The organism is Fischerella sp. JS2, assembly GCF_032393985.1.
GTDB lineage: Bacteria > Cyanobacteriota > Cyanobacteriia > Cyanobacteriales > Nostocaceae > Fischerella.
The window spans coordinates 1,175,660-1,196,121 of sequence record NZ_CP135918.1 but is presented as its reverse complement, the minus strand read 5'-3'; the positions used below and the strand labels follow the sequence as shown (position 1 = coordinate 1,196,121).

Sequence of the window (20,462 nt, the reverse complement as noted above, 5' to 3'; positions counted from 1 at the left end):
TTGGTTGTCCACAACTAACTACTAACCACTAACTAATGACCAATGACTAAATAATAAAACTGGCTTCTTCACCAAGGGAAGCTTGCCAACTGCGAGCATCGTAATAAAGGTCAGCCAAAGTAATACTGTATAATGCTTCTTTCAATTTTTGGTGCAGCCTTTGCCAAAGAGTAAATGTTACCCAATCTTCTGCTTGTCCTGGGGAAGCTTGATGATGAGGTAAAGGTTCTATTGTTTCACCAACTGCTTCTAATATTTCGCCTAAAAAGATTTGTGCTGGTTTCCTTGCTAGTTGGTATCCGCCGATGCTACCCCGAATAGATTTTACTAACCCAGCACGACGCATTTCTATTAGCAGTTTTTCTAGGTAAGGAGCTGGGATATCTTGACGAGAGGCGATCGCTTTAGTGGAAACAGGCCCATAATTCGGTTGTAAGCTCAAATCTAGCAAAGCTTTGACACTGTAATGTCCTTTGGTAGTTAGTTTCATTTATTTGTCCTTTGTCTTTTGTCCTTTGTCATTAGGATTAGTCTTTACCAATGACCAATAACTAATGACTAATGACTAATGACTAATGACTAAGGATCAGTTTTACTTATCGTTCTGTGTGCCAATTATCAAACAAGTGTAAGTAGACTACTTTTTTAGCTATGCTTTAGGAAACTTAAACAAATATTGATTACAGTGTAGCAGTCTTTCATAAACTAGAGATAGTTATCAGCTTCAGCCATATTATTTAAATTAGATTGCATAGTAAATATTAATAGACCTGCAAAAATTTGCTGATTTGTGTAATATACTTTGCGGTAGCTGATATAAAAATAAAAGGATTGTGTTATCACTTCCTCAAGGTCAGCTAAAATAAAATCGATTCAACTCACTCAATCGTTCGTTCATTTTCGCTCTAAGTTGATGGCTAAACAGAAAAAAATTGAACCCCTAACCGGCGAAGAGTTGCTCAAGAAAGTCAAAGAACTAGAAAATCTGAGCAAAGAAGAAAAAGCTAAACAGTGTGGCTACTATACTGTGACTAAAAATGGTATAGAGCGCGTCAACATGATGAAATTTTTGAATGCTCTAATTGATGCTGAAGGCATTCAGTTAGATAGCGCACCTAGCGCAAATGGCCGTGGGGGACGCAGTGCTAGCTACAGAATTAGTGTGCAGTCTAACGGTAACTTACTAATAGGTTCTGCTTACACAAAACAGATGAATCTCAAACCCGGAGATGAGTTTATCATTACTTTGGGTAAAAAGCACATTCGTTTGAGACAAATAGACTCAGATGAAAGAGAAGAGGTCGAAGTTCTAGAAGCAACAGCATAATATGGTCATTTGTCATTTGTCATTTGTCCTTTGTCCTTTGTCCTTGGTACAAAGCTAATAAATCATGACTAGTGACAAATGACCATTGACTAAGAACTAATGACTAGTGACTACATCTGTTGTTGTTACCAATGGTAGATAGTGGCAGAGAGCTTTACGGGTGACTGCGACGGTACAGGTTAAAGCAATTTGTTCTCTTTCTAGTAATCCTAAAATTTGTTCAGGGTTATCTGACGCTACTACTGGTAACTGATGCAAGCCGCGAAGAGACATGCGATCTAAGGCTTCAGATAAGGGTTCATCTTGATGAGCATAGAGAATATCAGTGGTGCAAATATCAATTAGGGTTTGATTGGATAGATCACCTTGATTTGCAGTTGATGAATCTGGGTAATTTTGCCAAGCAGAAAGGGTACGGTTGATATCTTCTAAAGAGAGGATACCAACTAATTGCCCTAATTCATTTACTACTAAAGCACTGCGGATGCGATCGCGTGTCATTTCTAAAGCTGCCTCGATCACTGTCATGGTTGCTGGCAGTTTTTTTGGACAAGGATGCATCGCTTCTTTAACAAGAATTTGCTGTAAAATTTCTGCTTGTTCGTCTTTCAATTCTGAAAGACCTATTTGTTGAAGATTGGAGTTGGAGTTTGAATTGGGCTTTATCCGCTCCACTAACCAAACACTTAAACCGACAGCCGCCATTAACGGTAACACAATGCGGTAGTCCTGCGTTAATTCAAATAATAATAAAATTGCTGTTAATGGCGCTCTTACACTAGCAGCAAGTACAGCAGCCATTCCTACCGTTGCATAAGCAGGAGGGGCTGCCATAAAACCACTGATTGCAGGCGCTACATTTGCCAAAATTTTTGCATAGGCGGAACCTAAAGAAGCACCCAAAAACATTGCTGGTGCGAATACACCACCAACAAAACCACTGCCAACACTAATTGCTGTGATAGCCAGCTTTACTACCAATAGCAAAATTAACAGCTGCAATGAAAACTCCACATCTTGCAGCATCGCTTCTACTGTTTCATAACCAATACCTAGAATTTGTGGTAAATATAAAGCGCTCATACCAACAATAAGTCCACCAATAATAGGATGAATAGGTAATGGTATTTTTCCTAATATAGAAAAACCAGGAACTTTACCTGCAAAGCAAGCTTTTGCTAGGCGAATTAATTGCGTATAAGTCAAAGACACTAAACTTGCCCATAAACCCAAGCCAAGATAGAGTGGTAACTCTAATGGACTACGGACTTGGTAAACAGGTAAGGCAAAAGCCGGTTGTCCTCCCAAACCAATATGAGCAATTAACGCTGCGAGTACTGCTGCTAGTAGCACTACACTTACCGCAGAAGTAGCGAATGATGTTGCTCCTAATACTACTTCTAATGCAAAAAAAACACCTGCGATCGGGGCATTAAATCCAGCTGCTAAACCAGCCGCCGCACCAGCACCTAATAATAGACGCTGACGTTCTTGTGATACTTGTAACACCACAGACAGTAGCATCCCAAAATTGGCGCCGATTTCTACACTAGGCCCTTCTGGTCCCAAAGAAGCACCACTTCCCAAGGAGACAGCTGCTGCTAACATTTTGGTGACTGGTCGCAGCTGTCGTTTGATTTCTCCCTTTTGAGACGCAGCAATCAATGATGAAAGTCCAGGACCAAAGTCTTGGGTTCGCCAACGCATTAAACCAACAATTAGTCCACCTAAAATAGGAACGCAAGCTAAAGTCCAAGCACCCCAAACACCGATCACACTCATTAAATTTTCCAGCATCAAATGATGGATCAGCTGGATTAAATAATGAAACGTTACCACACCCATACCACTACCACTACCAATGAGCAAGGCTAAAAGTAAAACAACTGTTTCTGGGGATGGTTGAAAACGATTAACTAAATAGGTTAAACGGAAGGAAGGGAAACCAAAGGTAGGTTGTTGAGTCACCTTCCTGAATTCTGTGGGAGGCAGGGGAGTCATTGAGTGAGGAGTAAATCTAATAAAAAATTTAAATTTTTATGTCTTACTTTTCATTGTGAGTGATCATTTAGCAACCAGACAAGTCACGAAGTGGGGTAAAAGAAAAAGGTTAAAGGTTAAATGCACAAAGATTCACTTTTACCATTCCCTCTTTACTTTTACCCTACTACTGAAAAAAGTCAATTTGGGCAAAGTATCTACATATGTTTGGGAAATTTACAAAGCTTTGATTAAAAATTTTCTGGTGTGCAACATTTATGTGGCGATAATGCTTAAATGAGAGAGAATTATGGTCGGGGAAATCTACACGCATTTTCAGCAGGAATTCAATATAGCTATTGTTATGAAGCAAGTAAGTGGACTAAGCAGACGAGGTAGATGAATACACACACTTTTGATAATCATTATTTAACTTGCCCCATTTGCCAGAATTCTACGCCTACCCCAGTTAAAAGTTATGTTGGATTGTATAGCTGTCCGTATTGTCACCAAAGGCTAGTTGTTTGCAAAAGCGGCCACTATGTCCGTGATCCGTTCACCTTAAGACAGATAATGATTTCTTCAACACTACGCCGCCAAAGCCGACCTCTAGCCAGGCTCATCCGGGATTTTTTTGTCTTCAAAAGTCCTTTGTTAGCTGTGGTTATAGGAAGCATTATTGTTTTTGGTATGATTTCTATGTATCAGCAAAATCGTAACAGCGACACCTCATCACCAAAAATAGAAATAGAGGAGGGAAGAAAATCCCAGTGAGTGATGCTCCTGGGATATATATCCTCTTCCACAGTTTTCAGTATTAGTATATCAAAAAATATACTTGATAGTTGTTGGTAGTTGTTTGTTGATTGTTGTTTGTCACTTGTCATTTGTTGGTTGTTCTAATCAATTATCAACTACTAACTACCAACCACTAACCACTAACTCTTAACATCTTTTGTCACTAGTTTCCAGCCTTCTGCTTGGTCAATAACCTTGAGTGAATCAAGTTGAAGGGCATGAAAAGCGGATTTGTCAAGTAATAAATAAGGTTGTTTTTGAGTGTGCCAATAATCTTGCAGTTGTTTAAAAGAAGCAGGAACAATATTGCGATCGCTATAAAAATTCAATGAAGGACGGTGTTCGGGATTGGATGTGTAAATTTTTGTACCTGATGGTGTTTCTTTGCGGATCATGTTGGCCACTGGTTGCACTGGATAACGTTCTGCCAATTCCCAAACCCAGTAATTAGATTTCATAAATAAGAATAGCGAAACATAAGACCCCCAAAACAAAACTTTGAGAAATTGGCGATCGCCTCGTTCTGCCAAAATTGCTGCTAGGGCCATTGTCATGGCTGCTGCTGCAAAAATCAGCTGTAACTGTAATTCGGATTTTGCTGTTGGTACGAAACTGAAATAAATACTACCAGCAGTTGCTACCAAAGCCAGCAACGTTAAAGTTACTACCCAAAACCGTGGGTAAGATGATAGTAGAGGTAAATCTTCAAGTTCCCCGAATTTCGCTCCAGTTACCAAGGCAAGGCTAGGATAAATAGGAAATATATACCAGGGAAGTTTGGTTTCCATCAGAGAAATAGTAACTAAATAAACTCCCAGCCATACCAACACAAGTTTTGCCCAGCTGAGGTTACGGTTTTCTCTAGCTAAATGCAAGCTGGATGGTAAAAAAATTAACCACGGCCAAGTATATTTTAGAATCTCCAATAGATAATACCAGGGTGGACCGGAATGGCCTTCAACAGATGACCAAATGCGATTGAGAGATTGACTCATCATACCAACATTGGTAAAGGTGCGACCGTACTCCCACCATTGAGCTACATACCAAAAAGCCACAGGTACAATACCTATGAGCATTCCTACCCACATATAACCACTAGTCAGTAGTCGTGGAGTATCCCAAAATAGAAATGCGACTGCGACAGCAGCTAACAGCAGGCCTAACATACCCTTGGTGAGGCAGATTAAGCCGAAAGCGATGCCGACACCAAGGCAATAACGTAAATTGCGCCGCGATCGCAACACGCACAACATCATCAATATAAAAAAACATACCACTGCCCCATCCAACATGGCTAAGCGCCCGTGACGCACCACTGGCAGCATTGTTAAGTAAACTAGAGCGCTGTAAACAGCACAAGAACGTTGACGAAATATTTCTCTACCTACACAATACAGCAATGGTACTGATATTGCTGTTAAAATTGATCCTGGTAATCGTGCTGTCCACTCGTTGATACCACCCAAGGAGTAAGCCCCAGCAATCAGCAAATGCATTAACGGTGGTTTGTTGTGGTATGGTTCGCCTCCTAAGGTTGGGTAAAGCCAACTCATTGAACTAGCAGGGGCGTGGAAAATCTCTTTGGCAACCTGTGCCACGGTTCCTTCATCCCAATCTCGTAGCGGTAATCCACCTAAATTTATAGTAAAAAGTAATACAGCTGCTACCAGCAGCACTATTATCCATGTCCAATCAATCCATTTGTTTAGCGATCGATATTGCTTTTCCAGACGACCCCAAGTAAAGCTTCCTTCTTGCATATTGTAGGATAATAATTTGTCTTGCTGGTTCGATGACAAAAAGACGTTTGTGCATCTTCGTGTGTTGCCATTTTGCAACAAATAGAGTCTGAAGTTACTCCTAGTTTTTAAATTAACTCAATTTTTGCGAATTAATCATAATATTTTTTGACAATTTTTCTGACGTTACTCTTAAATTAATTTCAAGAGCATTGATGAAAAATTTTGACTTAACACGAAAAATACTAACTATAAATCTTGATTTAGTTATCACGGAGAAAATAAATGAATCTACCTTTTATTTTAGATGTAGCAATTGGTTTAATCTTTATTTACTTAATGTTGAGTTTATTAGCTTCAGAAATACAAGAATTAATTGCTACTGTGTTTCAATGGCGTGCTGAACACTTAAAAAAATCAATAGAAATTTTATTAGCTGGCGATGTTGATAGTGCAGAAGAAGCTCACGTCATCCAACTCGCAAATAGAATTTATGATAACCCCTTAGTTAAAAATATTAATCAAGAAGCAAAAGGATTATTTGTCACCATACCTCGTAAGATTACTTGGGCAGTTGGTTCACTTTATCGGATGGTGAAAAAACCTAGACCAGGGACAGATAAAAGCACAAGTATTTTTGGAGATAAAAAACATACTGGTCCTTCTTATATCCCTGCTGACGTTTTTGCGACAACTCTTGTGGAAACATTACAAATACCAGCATTAGTGCAAAAATTAACAGAATCTAGACTGAAAAAATTTAAAGAAGAAAGATTAGCTGAAATCGAAGAAATTATTATTAAATTACAAGAACAAACAAGTGGTGATGAAAGCCTTGCTAATTTTTTTAGTAATATTTATAAGGAATTTGCGGAACTCCGATCAGAATTTGAAAAAACTTGTTGGAACTTTCACCAAAAAAAAGCTAGCTTGCAAACAAGCCTAAATCGGATGGCGGAAAGTTGTGATAGATATATAGAATCTTTTCAAGCAGAGATGCCTGAGAATGAATTATGTGGTAAAGCTTTACGAAGACTAAAGTTTTGGAAAAAAGATATTTTTGATGATATCGAACAAGCAATATTACTCGGAGGATTACAACCTAATATCAATGAAGTTGTCCAAACAATTGATCAAAGTAGCGATATATATAAAGAAATCAAAGCAGCAATCCAAGATCAAGACAGCGAAACTCACCAAGGCATGAAGAAAGCATTCCAAACAATTGAAACTACAGCTATTGAAAGTTTACCACCATCTGTTGTTCAAAATCTTGCCGTTTTAGCAAAACGCGCTCAAGCAAGAGTGAAAAATACAGAAGAAGGAATGAATGCATTGCGTTTAGAAATTGAAAATACATTTGATAGTTCAATGGAAAGAGCTTCTGGAGTATATAAACGCAATGCTAAAGGAGCAGCTATTTTAATAGGTTTAGTGATCGCTATCACTGCAAATGCAGATGCAATCCACATGATTAGCAGATTATCAAAAGATTCTGCCCTCCGGGATACTATTACCAATAGTGCTGGAGAATTAGCACTACGGAATAGTACAGTTGATTTAGATCAACTTAGGCAAGAAGCAGACCAGGTTTTAACAAATATTTCTTTACCAATTGGTTGGGGTGACGCTAATTTAGAGCAGCAAATTAGATGGACACGCCAATCAAAATCTACTTTCCCCTATCTCAAAGTTTTAGCTTTGATTCCTGGCTGGTTACTTAGTGGTATTGCTATTGCAATGGGTGCGCCATTTTGGTTCGATTTACTAAGTAAAATAGTGAATGTGCGTAATGCAGGTAAACGTCCTGATAGTTATGCAAGATATGTGGATGAGAGGGAAGAAGAGTAGGGAAGTTAAGTAGTGTTTTTTAACGCAGAGGTTCGCGGAGTAGGCGCAGAGTTACGCAGAGTTTGTTTGTAGAGTGTTTGCTAGGAGTTTAGTTAAATTATTTATACTACCCCGGTTTAAAAGCTGGGTTTTTTTGTCATACCAAAAGTATTGCAACGGCTTGTAAGATGGTTATCTTGTCCGCCATAATAATGCAAGTTAAGTTTTCAAGTTTTTGGCTTAGCAAAATGAAAAAAGTAAGTAATATTCTTCCTGTGATATGTTTAATATTTGTGAGTTTATGGTTGAGGTTAATTAATTTAGGTTACTCGAATTACCAAGGTGATGAAATTAAAGCACTATATAGACCCCAAGTAGGGCAAAATATGATTGATTTTTTGCTTAATCAAAGAAAGGGACCAATTCAATTTTTGATTACATATATTATGAGTATATTTAATCCTGAGTATGATAATGAGTTTCTACTTAGGCTACCTTTTGCTATAGCGGGTACATTGGCTATTTATTTCTTTTACAAGTTTGTCAAACTAGAATTTGGTAAGAAAGTAGCTCTTTATTCATCTTTATTGATTGCAATTAATGGATTATTTGTAGCTTTGACAAGAATAGTTCAGTATCAATCATTGGTAATCTTATTTTCTGTTTTGGCTTTATATCTAATCAGTTTATCTACAAAGTTTGCAAAATGGAGGATTTATGGGTTGTATTTAGGCATGTTTTGCTGGGGAATTTCTATTCTTGCACATTACGATGGCATATTTATTATGCCATTTGTAATTTACTTAATTTACAGATGGTATATTGATTTTGAGCCTACCCAGAGAAATCAACAACTCCTACATTTATATTTAGTAGGGATTATTTTATTAGTATTAGTATCTATATTTTATCTACCCTTCTTTTTCTCGATCTCAGAATCAACTAAGACTTATTGGCTAGAAAGAATAAGTAAGCAGAAGGTTAGTTCTACTCGAACATTTATGACTTATAATCCCTTATTTATTATATATTTATATGCTGTTTTGGGTTTATTAGGTCTGTGGAAAATTAAAGAAAATTTTTCAGTAGTCTTGTGGTTTTTGTTTCCTCTTTTAGCTTTGGAAACTCTAGTTAGTAATCCTGGTACACACATCTATACCTATATTTTGCCTTTTTCTGTTTTAATGGCTTTTGGGCTGGAAGTTTTTCAAGCTTTCATCTTTAATAAATTTCCTGCTAAATCTCAATATATTAATAACTTATGCTTGAGTGTGATATATGTGTCGTTATTTTTCTTGTCTCATGTATTATTTATAGATAACAAGAAAGAATATCCTTGGGAAAATAAAAGGTTCTTGTTTTTAGAACTAAAAAGACAAAGTAGACAAAGTTTATTTGGATTTCCCTATTACAGACATTGGGAAAAAGTAGGCTTGTTTTTGGAAAACACAAGCAGAAATGGTTACTTTATTACTAATGAGAAGAAAAGTATTACACGATATTATATTCCGACAAATTATAAAAATATAGAATTATATTCATATGATGACAAAGTTCCGGGTGATATCTATATAATATTTATACAAAATCCTCAAAATGGTAACAAAAAAATATTAAATAAAGACCAAAGTTTTTGGGAGGAACGATATCGACCTGTAAAATCTTTTTCTAATTATGGAAGAGTTGTCACGACAATTTATCGCTTATCATCTGCTGATTGGGAAAAAATAGTCAATCAGTAGTTGGTTATTAGTAGGTAGAGACGCGAGGAACATCGCGTCTGTACAATAGTGGTTAGTGGTTGGTTGTAAACTATCCCCCTTGTCTTTCTTGTCCCCCTTCCAATCCCCGAACTGCATCACTTCACGACTTCAACTTCACCAATAACTTGTCCCTTTTTGAAGGAGAATCCCTCTACCTCTAACTGATAGCGTTGTGGTGATGTACTGGGAGAAATTTTCAGCTTGTGGACATCTCGTAGTACTGTACCTGGGGTGATATTTTCTGGAAATACGTACCCATCTATTAGGGGTGTGCTGGAAAAGTTGGAAATATGATTTTGGCGATCGCGCAAACTGATTTTAATAGAAATATCTCCTGGCAATGGTGCAAGAAATTCCCAATAGAATGTGACTATCAATTCATCATTGGCAGATATCTTAGTTTGATTTAAGTCGTAACCTAGCAAGCGCACTTTTTCGCCAAAAGACAAAGACAAGGGAAATTGGATGCGCTTTAAATCTTCAACTAAAGCTAATGGTCCAGGATAAACCCATGCGTAGTCAATATTTTGCAGCCGTACAGTATATAAAGGTTGCTGCTTGGCAAAGTAAGCTAGCATCTTGGGTTCTGGCAATTGACGTTGTAATTGATTCTTGTAGAATACTACTCGATTAGCCTGTGTCCAAGGTTGAACACCAGATGGAATCCGCTTATCTACTGGTAAAACTTGACCGTAGAAGTAACTAGAAAAATAGCGACTATACCAACTTGCTACTTTGATTTCCTTTACATTGGGAGACTGGTTTAACCATTGGGCAGCTTGTTCTAAACCCTCTCCTTGACCAATCATAAATATATTTTGGGCTGCCACTGCACCCCCAAACAAAGGATTGTAGTAAGTCAAGTAGTAGGGATGATAGGGGAAAAGTAAGACAAGTTGCAACGCAAAGATGATCAGATAACCCCACTGCAAACTCTTCTCCCTTAAGGGAAAGAGTTTGTTTAACCAACGTGTCACCCCAGCAATTATTTCCAACCAACCAATCGCCGCAAGTATCGCCAACATTGGCAAACAAAGATTGATGTAACGGTCGATTTTATTGTCACTTGCTGACAATATCAGTATCACCCAGATGGCCATTAAAGCGATCGCAGCGATCGCAGGCATATTTTTTTGCCGACGCCGTAGCTTGGGTATCAGCAATACTATAGCTGTAGCAATCAAACCGACTTGCAATATTGGTGAGAGACGATATACCAGCACTAGCGGATAAAATAAAATTCCTGGGGAGTGGGTAAGTTGCCCTAAGAAAAACAGAAATCCCCGATCTGACTCTTGCAAAACACCATCGCGTATCCTGTCAAGAACATATCCAGGTGAAACCCACATTGCTGGAAAAATCAGGATAAATGTAACTAAAATTGTCGCCAGCCAAAGTCGAAAACCTCGCAACTGCTGTTTCCAGCCTCTGGGAGGAAAAGTTTCTTGCCAAACTCCTAACTCAATCAATCCGATAATAATTGCAATCGCAGGTAATAAAAACAATGCCGTGATTTTTGCTGCTGTTGCTAGTCCCAGAAATATCCCCGAAGCTAAAAGAAGTTTGCGTTTCCCACCTTTTCGCACATAAAGTAGAAATAACAGCACAGCCAAAATAGCAAAATCAGCCTGTAACGCATCAGTAGTAATAAAACGCTGATATGCCAAAAAGAATGGTTCTAATAACAAAAGAATAATTGTGCACAAAGCGATCGCTTGCCCTAATAACCGCCTTGTAAGTAAATATATACATACCATACAAGCAGAAGTAACCACTGCCTGCACTAAACGGGGAATAATATATAAATTAATCGGAAATTGTTCTAAATTCAGACAAGCCCCAATATCTGGTGGTAAATCTACACCCAGAAAACCACCGAAAAATTTGTTTAGCCAACAATTCGCCAACATCCCACTACCAGTTAGCCACATATTGGGAACTCCTGGATGGTGCTTGAGAATTGTATGAGTTAAATCTCCCTCAAACAAACGTTTAATAAACTGACTACCACGATAAATCCATAACCCCTCATCAGTATTCAGAGAAGCGGTAATTGCTAAAGTACGTGACACCAGTGAGATCAGGAAGATGACAAGCAACATTAGTTAGTGGTTAGTAGTTAGTTGTTAGTGGTTGGAAATCAGTTAACAGTGGACATTGTAGACGTGCAAGCGGCTTCAAGGGAGAGTACCCGCAGGGCTTTCCGTAGGGTACAGTTATCACCTTGGAAATTACCTGATAACTGAATAACTGAAAACTGGTTAGTAGTTATTTACCACTAACCGCCATCTACGTTAAATTAACTGCTTTAGTAATTTAAAGCTATAGTAGAAATCATAAAAGATATCCATTGGATAGCCAAATGAAAAGAGTAAAGCAATATAGAATTAGACTCACAGAAGAAGAAGATGAATTATTAAAACAAGTAGCCAGAGAAACAGGACTGAGTGTAGCTGATGTCATTCGGCTGGGGATTAAATACCAAATTAGAGATTTAGAGTATAAAAGACTTACAAAACTCCGAGAAGACTCAGGCTTTCTCAAAAACTGGGAACAGTACTTTGGTCAATCCATTATTCAGGAATTTGGCAACAGATGGCAAGCAGCTTTGCAAACAGCTTATCTGCAAACTTTGATGGAATACAAAGACTCTGTTTGTTATGTAGATGGAAAATTTGAGATTATTTCTAGTATTACCGAATTTGAAAAAAGTAGCGATACTACTGCCATCGTTGAAGAAACATCCCCTGAAAGTATATCCGAACAGAAAGTAAAAGAAGATATTTGTCAGTCTTTAGCAAAATATTTAGGAGGTGAGTGGAATGGTGATGAGGGAATAGTGCAGATATTTCTGAATGGTCTAAAAACTGACCTGTTATATAGAGAATAAAATGGCGCGATCGCATCGAACTAAACTATGTTCCCAATGTAAGCAACCCGCATCAGTTCTTTATCGTGTTAAACACGATAAAGAGGGTGGATGGGTGTTTGTTTGCCCTCAATGTTGGTCTTCTGTGAGTGAAAATAACCCATTTTATATTTATGGTGGGACGTGGAAGGCTAATAAAAAGCGGTAGTGGAGGTCGGTAATTTAGTCCAACAGAAGAGAAAAAACGTAGACGCGCTTTGCGCGGCTTCAAGGTAGAGTACCCGAAGGGCTTCCCGGAGGGTAAATAGAAGGACACAGATGAACACAGATGAATACCGATAAAGCTGAACTTCATGCAAACGAAAGCGCTATATTTCTAAATATTTCTAAAGTTCATATATTTCTAAAGGTAAAGCATCCGGGTCTTGAAAAAAAGTAAATTTCTTCCCTGTAATCTCATCAATTCTAATCTCTTCAACTTCAACATCTTTAGCTTTTAACTCACTGACAACTTCCTCAATATTATCCACTTGAAAAGCTAAATGTCTTAAACCACAAGCTTCCGGCTGACTAACTCTTTGCGGAGGATTCGGAAAAGAAAATAACTCAATTTGATCATTCTCCCCCACCCGTAAATTTAACTTATAAGAATTCCTCTCCTTCCTAAAACTCTCATTAACAATAGAAAAACCTAAAACTTCCGTATAAAACCTCTTAGAACATTCATAATCAGAACAAATAATCGCCACATGATGAATCCCTGTACTCTTCATCCTCTTCTCTGGTGCGTCCTCTGCGTCTGTGCGGTTTATTTTTAATCATAATAGGGTAGGCAAAAAGCCCACCCGTAAACAACTAATCCTGCAAAACCGTCTTTGAGACAATCCTGGTTTTCTTGCGATCGCTTTCCGATAACTCTTCTCCAGATTGCAACCTCGTCGCAGAAGTTTGTAACACCGTTGCTGCACCCACATCTCCCATTTGCAAAGCCGTTTTGGCAGCAGTTTGTAACATTGTTGCAGCCCCAGCGCGATCGCCTTGTTGTAATTTTGCCTCAGCCAACTGTGTTTGCCGATACTTAGCTAACGCCAAAATATGCTGTTGTACCTCTGGATTCGCCTCACCTTGATAAGCTGGAACCACATTTACCTCCACAGGCATATTTTCTGAAAGTAACCCAGTCTGATTTTGTGCTGGATCATCATAACGTACTTGCACACGAGCAATTACATGTTTACCAGCAGGGAACTGTCCCAAATACATGTTAGCTAAAACTACTCTTTCTGTGTCCTTCATCAAATCTCCTAGACGCACAGAAAAACGCCCATCAGCTTCTTGTTGCACTGGTAATTCAATCGTATCTGGAGACACTTGGGCCACAGGTTTGAGTTCTGCTAGCCGCACTTTTGGCATGAAAGAAAACAGCAAATAAGCATTAGTTAATGCCACAGCTTGCACGCGATTAAAAAGGCGGGCAAACTCATCTACAGCCTGTTCAGGTCGTTGAATATAAGATAAAGTTCCACCACCAGCATCGGCAATTTTTTCGAGAATATCTTGGTTCCAATTGTCACCAAATCCCAAAGTATTCAAAGTTAAATTGTAGCCTGCGGCTAACTGGGCAAATTTCAAACAACGTTTGTTGTCTCCATGTTCATTTTCACCATCAGTTAATAAAAAGGCTTGAGAAACAGTTTCTTTTTTGCCCTTTGCTAGTTCCTCAATACCCAAACGTAATCCTTCATCAATCGCAGTACCACCATCAGCAGCAAGGCGATTTATTTTCTGTTTAATAGCTTCTCGATCACTAACAATTTGATTCGGTACTAAAACTTTAGCGCGGTGATCAAAAACAACCACACTCAAGCGATCGCCTTCCTTAAGCCGATCAACAATTTGGTTAGCCGCTTTCTTGACAGTTTCTAGCGGTCGCCCACTCATCGAACCACTATGATCAAGGATTAGGCATAAATTCAGTGGTACATTACGATCACTAACTTCTGCGATCGCAGATAGCGAAATTGCCAACTGACGTTGGCTGTTCATTTGATTGGCATCCAAATTGCCATCATTTAGCGTTGGCAGCAAACTAACCTTCATAACCTCAGGTTTCCATCCAGGATATACATATTTATAAATAACTTCAGGGGACAATATCCCCTCTACGGAAAAGATATTTAGCAAAATAGTTATTTGTCATTGGTCATGATTGTATTAGCTTTGCACAAAGGACAAATGACGAATGACAATTGACAATTGACCATTAACTAACTTAGCGAGAAATCCACACCTCCAACAACACTAGCATCGCGTTAGGATGTATTACAGTTAACGGCATTATTTCAAGCAACAGTTCCTATGGACGTTTCTCCCATCAAGGCTGTGCAAGCCCCCTACTACGGCGATAACTTCTACCGCACGCCGCCACCAGATTTGCCCTCTTTATTATTAAAGGAGCGAATTGTCTATCTGGGAACTCCCCTATTTGCAGAGGTTACAAAACTCATCATTGCTGAACTGCTGTATTTGCAGTCCGATGATCCAGAAAAACCAATCAAAGTTTACATTAACTCTACGGGTACTTCTGATGGGAGTTCCGGTCAAATGGGGCGGCTATTTGGTTTTGAAACCGAAGCTTTCGCCATCTATGACACGATGAAGTACATTAAGCCTCCTATCCATACTATCTGTATCGGTAAAGCAGTTGGTATGGCTGCGGTACTTCTGAGTGCTGGTACTAAAGGTTGTCGTGCTAGTTTGTCCCATTCCAGCATTGTCTTACACCAGCCCAGAAGCTTTGCCCAAGGACAAGCAACGGATATTCAGATCCAAGCTAAAGAGGTAATCACAAATAAAACGGCGATGGTAGACATCCTTTCACGTAACACAGGACAACCCAAAGAAAAAATCGTGAAGGATATGGATCGTCACTTTTACATGACTCCCCAGCAAGCTGTGGAATACGGTTTGATAGACCGAGTTTTTGAAAAAGCCGAAGTCGCCAACACCCCAGCAACCACTGCTGGAATTCTCTAAATAGTCATTTGTCCTTTGTCATTTGTCATTTGTTTTGACCATTGACTATTGACCATTGACCATTGACCATTGACCATTGACAAACGGAGTAAAATATGCCAATTGGCTATCCAAGCGTCCCCTACAGATTGCCGGGCGAACAATTCACCCAGTGGATTCACATTTACAGTCGTCTTGCCCGCGATCGCATCATTTTTCTCGGGGAAGAAATTGATGATAAACTCGCCAACGAGATTATCGCCATCATGTTATATCTGGATTCTGAAGATCCAGGCAAAGATATTTATTTATATATAAATTCTCCTGGTGGTGCGATCGACTCTGGCTTGGCAGTTTACGACACTATGCAACACATCAAATCTGATGTGGTGACAATTTGCGTAGGTTTAGCCGCTTCAATGGGTTCTTTTCTTCTGGCGGGTGGTACAAAAGGCAAACGCCTGGCTTTACCCCACTCCCGGATCATGATTCACCAACCCTTGCTTCCTGGCGGTATGCGTGGACAAGCAAGTGATATTGAAATTGAAGCTAGAGAAATTCTGCGTATCCGCCAGCAGATGAACGAAATTTATGCCCAAAATACTGGTCAATCACTAGAGAGAATTGAAAAAGACTCCGAAAGAGACTTTTTTATGTCTGCTGCGGAAGCAAAAGAATATGGCTTGATTGACAAAGTGATTGAGGAACGCCCGAATTAGGGAAGGGATCAGGGACTAAACAATTAAAAATTAAAAATTAAAAATTGGGAAGAGGGACAAGGAGGACAAGGGGGAGGTGGGAGAACATCTCTATTCCTCCCACCTCCCCACCTTCCCCACTCCACCCTTACCTTAAGCCGCTTGCGTGCGTCTACACACCCCACCCTGCCTGAAGCCGCGCAGGTCTCCCGGCATAAAGAAAGAAAGAGGCGTTGGGGATTGGGGGAGGAACCCCCTGCGTAAGAGTCGTTGCCTCACCACCGCACCGCCTCGTCTACACACTCCCCACCTCCCTACGGTGTACACACAAGTCAACCTAGAGCAAGCTTCCAGCCAAGGTGAGGTTACTTTTAAGTCATGTATATTCTGTAATGCCAAAATTATTGAGACTGGAAGCGTTAAAATATTAAGAAATATTAAATAATGCTCCCAGTACACTCATGCAATGCGTTGTGAATCGCCGCGCTCAATTTTCGGCCAGCCATCGCTATTGGTTGCCAGAATTGAGTGAAGCTGAGAATTTAGAGAAATTTGGTGCTTGCTCTCGCTTTCCGGGACATGGACACAACTATGTTTTATTTGTCTCCCTCATTGGCGAACTAGATAAATATGGCATGGTGTTGAATTTGTCTGATGTCAAACACGTGATTAAGCAAGAAGTAACTAGCCAACTAGACTTTTCCTATCTCAACGATGTCTGGGCAGAATTTCAACAAACTCTGCCTACCACAGAAAATATTGTAAGGGTGATTTGGCAACGGCTAGCACCCCATTTACCTCTAGTCCGTGTGCAGCTATTTGAAAATCCTGAACTTTGGGCAGACTATATGGGAAACGGAATGGAAGCTTATCTCAGCGTTAGTACTCACTTTAGCGCCGCTCACAGGCTAGCGCATCCAGATCTGAGCGATCAAGATAACTTGGAGATTTATGGTAAGTGTGCTCGTTCTAACGGTCACGGACACAACTATCATTTAGAAGTGACAGTAAAAGGGGAAATAGATCCACGTACTGGGATGATTGTGGATTTAGGTGCATTAAATCAAGTGATCGAAGATTATGTGGTTGAGCCATTTGATCACACTTTCTTGAACAAAGATATCTCCTATTTTTCAGAAGTTGTGCCTACTGCTGAAAACATCGCACTTCATATTAGTAATTTATTGCGATCGCCTATTCAAAAGTTGGGAGCAAATCTTTATAAAGTCAAATTAATTGAAAGTCCGAATAATTCTTGTGAAATTTACTGTACTGAGACAGAATCCAATTCTGTTAATGTCGCAGCAACTCAGCCAGTTTTAGCGCGTATTTAGCTTAATCTAGGTTCGTAGTCAGGAGTTCACTTCTTTATGCAAGCGCTAAAGCGCTGACTACGAACTTGATTTCGTAAGTAGCGATAAATTTTCCAGGCTATTAGTCCAAAACTTAAATTTAGCAAGAGGCGGCTAAATATAAACCAGAGGATATTAGGCTCAACAAGCTGTGCTGGAGTGATAGAATTCAAACTTCTTAGCAACAGAAATAATCCAAAAATTGCATTACCACCCAATATAAGTGCAAACATCACTAAACCCCTCTGCCAAAAGCGGTGCTGTGGTGTGTAACCACTAATTAAAGTAATGGGTGGTATTCTTTTTACTTTTCGCAGCAACTGTTCTAGTCGCCAAAACATCCACAACAAAAAGGGAAATAAACCATAGCTGAGGAAAGACAACGGTTGTGGATAACGCCAAGCGCTAGATAAAACATTAACTAGGGCATGACAAATAACAGAATTGAACCAAGCTTTGGTAATTCTTGGGTGATAGCGAGGTAAAGATAATGCTAAGGCATAACCCCAAGGTGCAGAGAACATAGCGTGGACTGGGGTGGTGATCGCCCTTTCTAAAATTGATGCTGTATCATGAACAAAATAAATCCAGTTTTCTTCGGCGGTGAATCCCAAAGCAACGGCTATGGTGAAGAGGAAGACTGTAGTGGGGCGTAAGCCATATTGACGATGCTGAAAATACCAGCCCAAAGCAACTACTACTATTAACTTACAAGCTTCTTCTATCGGTCCTACCTCTAGCAACTGGCGCCAAGCAACACCCACAAGAGTAGTACGAATTTGTCGCCAGAGTGCAAACGAGTTGAGTTGTGTTTCCACAAGCCATTCTAAACTAAGGGCAACAAAACCAGATATTGCCCCAGCTACAAAAAATAACAGCAGTCGCAGCAGGGATGGGCTATTGGCGAAGCGCCAATAATAGTAAACCAGAAGCAACAGGGGAGGTACGACTGCCCACAGAAATAAAGATATATCAAGCACTTGTTAACATATATCGATATTACATTGAGGGTAGTTGAATCATGGTGATTTTACCTACCAGCCCTCAACACCTGTTCAGCCGTTAGCTTTAAATCTGGGAAGGTTAGAGAGACGATAGTTTGATTGCCCCGAAACTGCTGAATTTCATACTCTCCATTCACTAGCGTGCAGATAGAGAGGGTGGGTTGTTTGGGCTTCCCAATGTGTCGAGTACCACCATTACCTGCGTAGTCTGCAATCCAGTATTCGGGAATGCCTAAAACCGCGTAGTCCTCAACCTTACGGGCATAATCATTTTGCCAGTTGCTACTAATAACTTCCGCCACAAATTTCATCGAACTGCCCAATGTCAGGATCGACTGGTCAGACCAAAGCGGTTCTTTGGTAAGTTCATCTCGATCAACAACTGCAACATCAGGTCGAAATGCTGTCATACCAATATTAGAAGGACGTAATAGTCCGCGCTGAAGGACAAACCAAGGTAAGCCTGTTCTGTCGATCTGAACGCACAGCCTTGCTGTAATGAAGGCTGCAACTTCTTCATGTAGGCCTATTGGTTCCAAGTCGAACACCTCTCCATCGATCAACTCATAGCGGTTATCGCCACCATAACGGGTGAGAAATTCCTCAAAGCTGAGTGGCTTTTGTTGTATTGGTTGGTTGATCGCAATACTCATAGGTCAACTTAGCCCAATCTAATGACTTCAGTCTACCAGACAGAACACGATTGGAATTTTAAGAACTGGCAGAATGGTAGTCCGTCTAGCATTGCTATTTGCAGACCTTGGACATCAGGTTGTCTTGTGTTCATGCGATCGCGATCAAGCCATCCAAATTCTCCAGAAGCTGATGATGGAACTGTAATGCACTTACTCCCTAATGAATTGAGCAATAATAGTGCGATGACGAGGACTGTTGCGAGTGATGGTAGGAGTTTGAAAACCCGCCTCTACTATTGCTTGCTCAATATCCAAACTAAAGTATTCATCTAAATACGGCTCAGTACTTTTAAGCAGGGTCAGAATATAGGGAGGCATTTTTTGATAAGCTTCCGCTTTGGGATTCATATCCATGATTGTCAAATGTCCACCGGGACGCAGCAAACGTCTTGCTTCAGCAAAAATCTGCCGAGTTGCTGACTGGGGTAATTCGTGACACACCAAAAAAATAGAGACTAAATCAAAACAAGCGTCTGGTAAGCCAGTTGATTCAGCAGCTGCGTGAACCCAGTTGATGTGGCGTTGTTGCTGTTGGGAACGGTAGTTAGCAACAGCTAAAAAGTAGGGAGATAAGTCTACGCCAGTAACTTGCGCTTGGGGGTAAAGTTCTTGTAGGGCAAAAGTACTCATACCCACACTACACCCTAAGTCGAGGATATCTTGTGGTGGGGTGGTAATTTGTTGCTTGAGGAGATCGTGGTAACTCTGACGCAGTTGAGCATCACCTTTGGCTCCTGCACCAGCCCAGATAGTAGCGTGGACGGCGTAAGCAGCAACTTCTACTTCTAGGGCTGCATCCCAGCTGAGATTACCTTTGTCGTAGGCGTGAAATGAAGTGACGTAATAGTCTGGGTATTGGAGTTGGGGATTTTGTACTTTTGCTAGTTCGCTTTCCCAATTATGCGATCGCAGTGCCTGTACTTGTTTTCTCCAAGGCACTCCAATTTTCTCTGCCCGTTTAATCATCATTTGCCGGGCTTGATGTTTGGCAAAGTTGTACAGTGGCTTGATCGCCAGTACCCCATTTACCAAGCGGGTAGCAAGTCCTGGAGTATTATTTACAGCCGTATTCATCAGTAATGTTGCTTAAGTTATCTGCTTTTTGTTGCAATCAGGAAGGAGCCTGTTTATTTGAAATGATAAACCTCAAGGTGAGTCAAACTGTCAATTGCAATGAATTTTCTTATTCATGAAGCACTACAAGAAATATAAATCAGCCTTTATTTATAGCGATTTTAAATCGGATGCAATACATACCTCACCCCCAGCCCCTCTCCTTGCTAAGGAGAGGGGTGCCCGATAGGGCGGGGTGAGGTTCTGTAGTTGACGCAACTGAGAAGCACTACAGGCGTTGCACAATGTAGGGATGAAGTAATGTAGACGCAAAGC

17 protein-coding genes are annotated in these 20,462 nt (G+C 40.0%); 8 read left to right on the top strand and 9 right to left on the bottom strand.

Features of this window, described 5'->3' with window-relative positions:
- Window positions 1-46: 46 nt before the first annotated feature.
- A complete protein-coding gene (locus RS893_RS05060) occupies window positions 47-490 on the bottom strand; it encodes an Rrf2 family transcriptional regulator (protein WP_315790163.1) in 444 nt (147 codons plus the stop codon).
- A 423-nt stretch (window positions 491-913) separates the two neighbouring features.
- On the opposite strand from RS893_RS05060, the gene RS893_RS05055 reads away from it, so the two are divergent.
- Window positions 914-1,327, top strand: a complete 414-nt coding sequence (locus tag RS893_RS05055; RefSeq protein WP_009457795.1) for an AbrB family transcriptional regulator — start codon at window positions 914-916, stop codon at window positions 1,325-1,327.
- Window positions 1,328-1,423: 96 nt separating this feature from the next.
- Here RS893_RS05055 and RS893_RS05050 read toward each other — a convergent pair whose 3' ends face one another.
- Window positions 1,424-3,328: a chloride channel protein gene (locus tag RS893_RS05050; RefSeq protein WP_315790162.1), complete on the bottom strand. Its 1,905-nt coding sequence runs from the start codon at window positions 3,326-3,328 to the stop codon at window positions 1,424-1,426.
- A gap of 378 nt (window positions 3,329-3,706) precedes the next feature.
- Here RS893_RS05050 and RS893_RS05045 point away from each other — a divergent pair, with 378 nt between their 5' ends.
- Entirely contained in the window at window positions 3,707-4,081 is a 375-nt protein-coding gene (locus RS893_RS05045) for a hypothetical protein (protein ID WP_315790161.1), read from the top strand.
- Window positions 4,082-4,245: 164 nt separating this feature from the next.
- Here the strand turns inward: RS893_RS05045 and RS893_RS05040 are convergent, their stop codons facing one another.
- Window positions 4,246-5,868: a glycosyltransferase family 39 protein gene (locus RS893_RS05040; protein ID WP_315791870.1), complete on the bottom strand. Its 1,623-nt coding sequence runs from the start codon at window positions 5,866-5,868 to the stop codon at window positions 4,246-4,248.
- A gap of 264 nt (window positions 5,869-6,132) precedes the next feature.
- Here RS893_RS05040 and RS893_RS05035 point away from each other — a divergent pair, with 264 nt between their 5' ends.
- Complete coding sequence (locus RS893_RS05035; RefSeq protein ID WP_315790160.1) at window positions 6,133-7,698, top strand: hypothetical protein; 1,566 nt, start codon at window positions 6,133-6,135, stop codon at window positions 7,696-7,698.
- A 227-nt stretch (window positions 7,699-7,925) separates the two neighbouring features.
- Complete coding sequence (locus tag RS893_RS05030; RefSeq protein ID WP_315790159.1) at window positions 7,926-9,419, top strand: ArnT family glycosyltransferase; 1,494 nt, start codon at window positions 7,926-7,928, stop codon at window positions 9,417-9,419.
- A gap of 116 nt (window positions 9,420-9,535) precedes the next feature.
- Here the strand turns inward: RS893_RS05030 and RS893_RS05025 are convergent, their stop codons facing one another.
- Entirely contained in the window at window positions 9,536-11,542 is a 2,007-nt protein-coding gene (locus RS893_RS05025) for a glycosyltransferase family 39 protein (protein WP_315790158.1), read from the bottom strand.
- 260 nt (window positions 11,543-11,802) lie between these two features.
- On the opposite strand from RS893_RS05025, the gene RS893_RS05020 reads away from it, so the two are divergent.
- Entirely contained in the window at window positions 11,803-12,330 is a 528-nt protein-coding gene (locus RS893_RS05020; RefSeq protein ID WP_315790157.1) for a hypothetical protein, read from the top strand.
- A gap of 365 nt (window positions 12,331-12,695) precedes the next feature.
- Here RS893_RS05020 and gloA2 read toward each other — a convergent pair whose 3' ends face one another.
- Both gloA2 and RS893_RS05010 read right to left on the bottom strand, forming a co-directional pair.
- Window positions 12,696-13,082: an SMU1112c/YaeR family gloxylase I-like metalloprotein gene (gloA2, locus tag RS893_RS05015; protein ID WP_315790156.1), complete on the bottom strand. Its 387-nt coding sequence runs from the start codon at window positions 13,080-13,082 to the stop codon at window positions 12,696-12,698.
- 82 nt (window positions 13,083-13,164) lie between these two features.
- On the bottom strand, window positions 13,165-14,409 hold the full coding sequence (locus RS893_RS05010; RefSeq protein WP_315790155.1) for a VWA domain-containing protein: 1,245 nt from the start codon (window positions 14,407-14,409) through the stop codon (window positions 13,165-13,167).
- A gap of 258 nt (window positions 14,410-14,667) precedes the next feature.
- Here RS893_RS05010 and RS893_RS05005 point away from each other — a divergent pair, with 258 nt between their 5' ends.
- The 3 genes from RS893_RS05005 to RS893_RS04995 all read left to right on the top strand — a co-directional run bounded on the left by RS893_RS05005 (window position 14,668) and on the right by RS893_RS04995 (window position 17,356).
- On the top strand, window positions 14,668-15,345 hold the full coding sequence (locus RS893_RS05005) for an ATP-dependent Clp protease proteolytic subunit (protein ID WP_315790154.1): 678 nt from the start codon (window positions 14,668-14,670) through the stop codon (window positions 15,343-15,345).
- 95 nt (window positions 15,346-15,440) lie between these two features.
- A complete protein-coding gene (locus RS893_RS05000) occupies window positions 15,441-16,043 on the top strand; it encodes an ATP-dependent Clp protease proteolytic subunit (protein WP_315790153.1) in 603 nt (200 codons plus the stop codon).
- Between the two features lie 440 nt (window positions 16,044-16,483).
- Window positions 16,484-17,356, top strand: a complete 873-nt coding sequence (locus RS893_RS04995; protein ID WP_315790152.1) for a 6-carboxytetrahydropterin synthase — start codon at window positions 16,484-16,486, stop codon at window positions 17,354-17,356.
- 26 nt (window positions 17,357-17,382) lie between these two features.
- Here RS893_RS04995 and RS893_RS04990 read toward each other — a convergent pair whose 3' ends face one another.
- The 3 genes from RS893_RS04990 to RS893_RS04980 all read right to left on the bottom strand — a co-directional run bounded on the left by RS893_RS04990 (window position 17,383) and on the right by RS893_RS04980 (window position 20,147).
- On the bottom strand, window positions 17,383-18,354 hold the full coding sequence (locus tag RS893_RS04990; protein ID WP_315790151.1) for a PrsW family intramembrane metalloprotease: 972 nt from the start codon (window positions 18,352-18,354) through the stop codon (window positions 17,383-17,385).
- A 50-nt stretch (window positions 18,355-18,404) separates the two neighbouring features.
- Window positions 18,405-19,031 (bottom strand): Uma2 family endonuclease, encoded by a 627-nt coding sequence (locus RS893_RS04985; RefSeq protein ID WP_315790150.1) that lies wholly within the window; start codon window positions 19,029-19,031, stop codon window positions 18,405-18,407.
- A 192-nt stretch (window positions 19,032-19,223) separates the two neighbouring features.
- Window positions 19,224-20,147, bottom strand: coding sequence for a class I SAM-dependent methyltransferase (locus RS893_RS04980; RefSeq protein WP_315790149.1), 924 nt, complete (start codon window positions 20,145-20,147; stop codon window positions 19,224-19,226).
- Window positions 20,148-20,462: the final 315 nt, after the last annotated feature.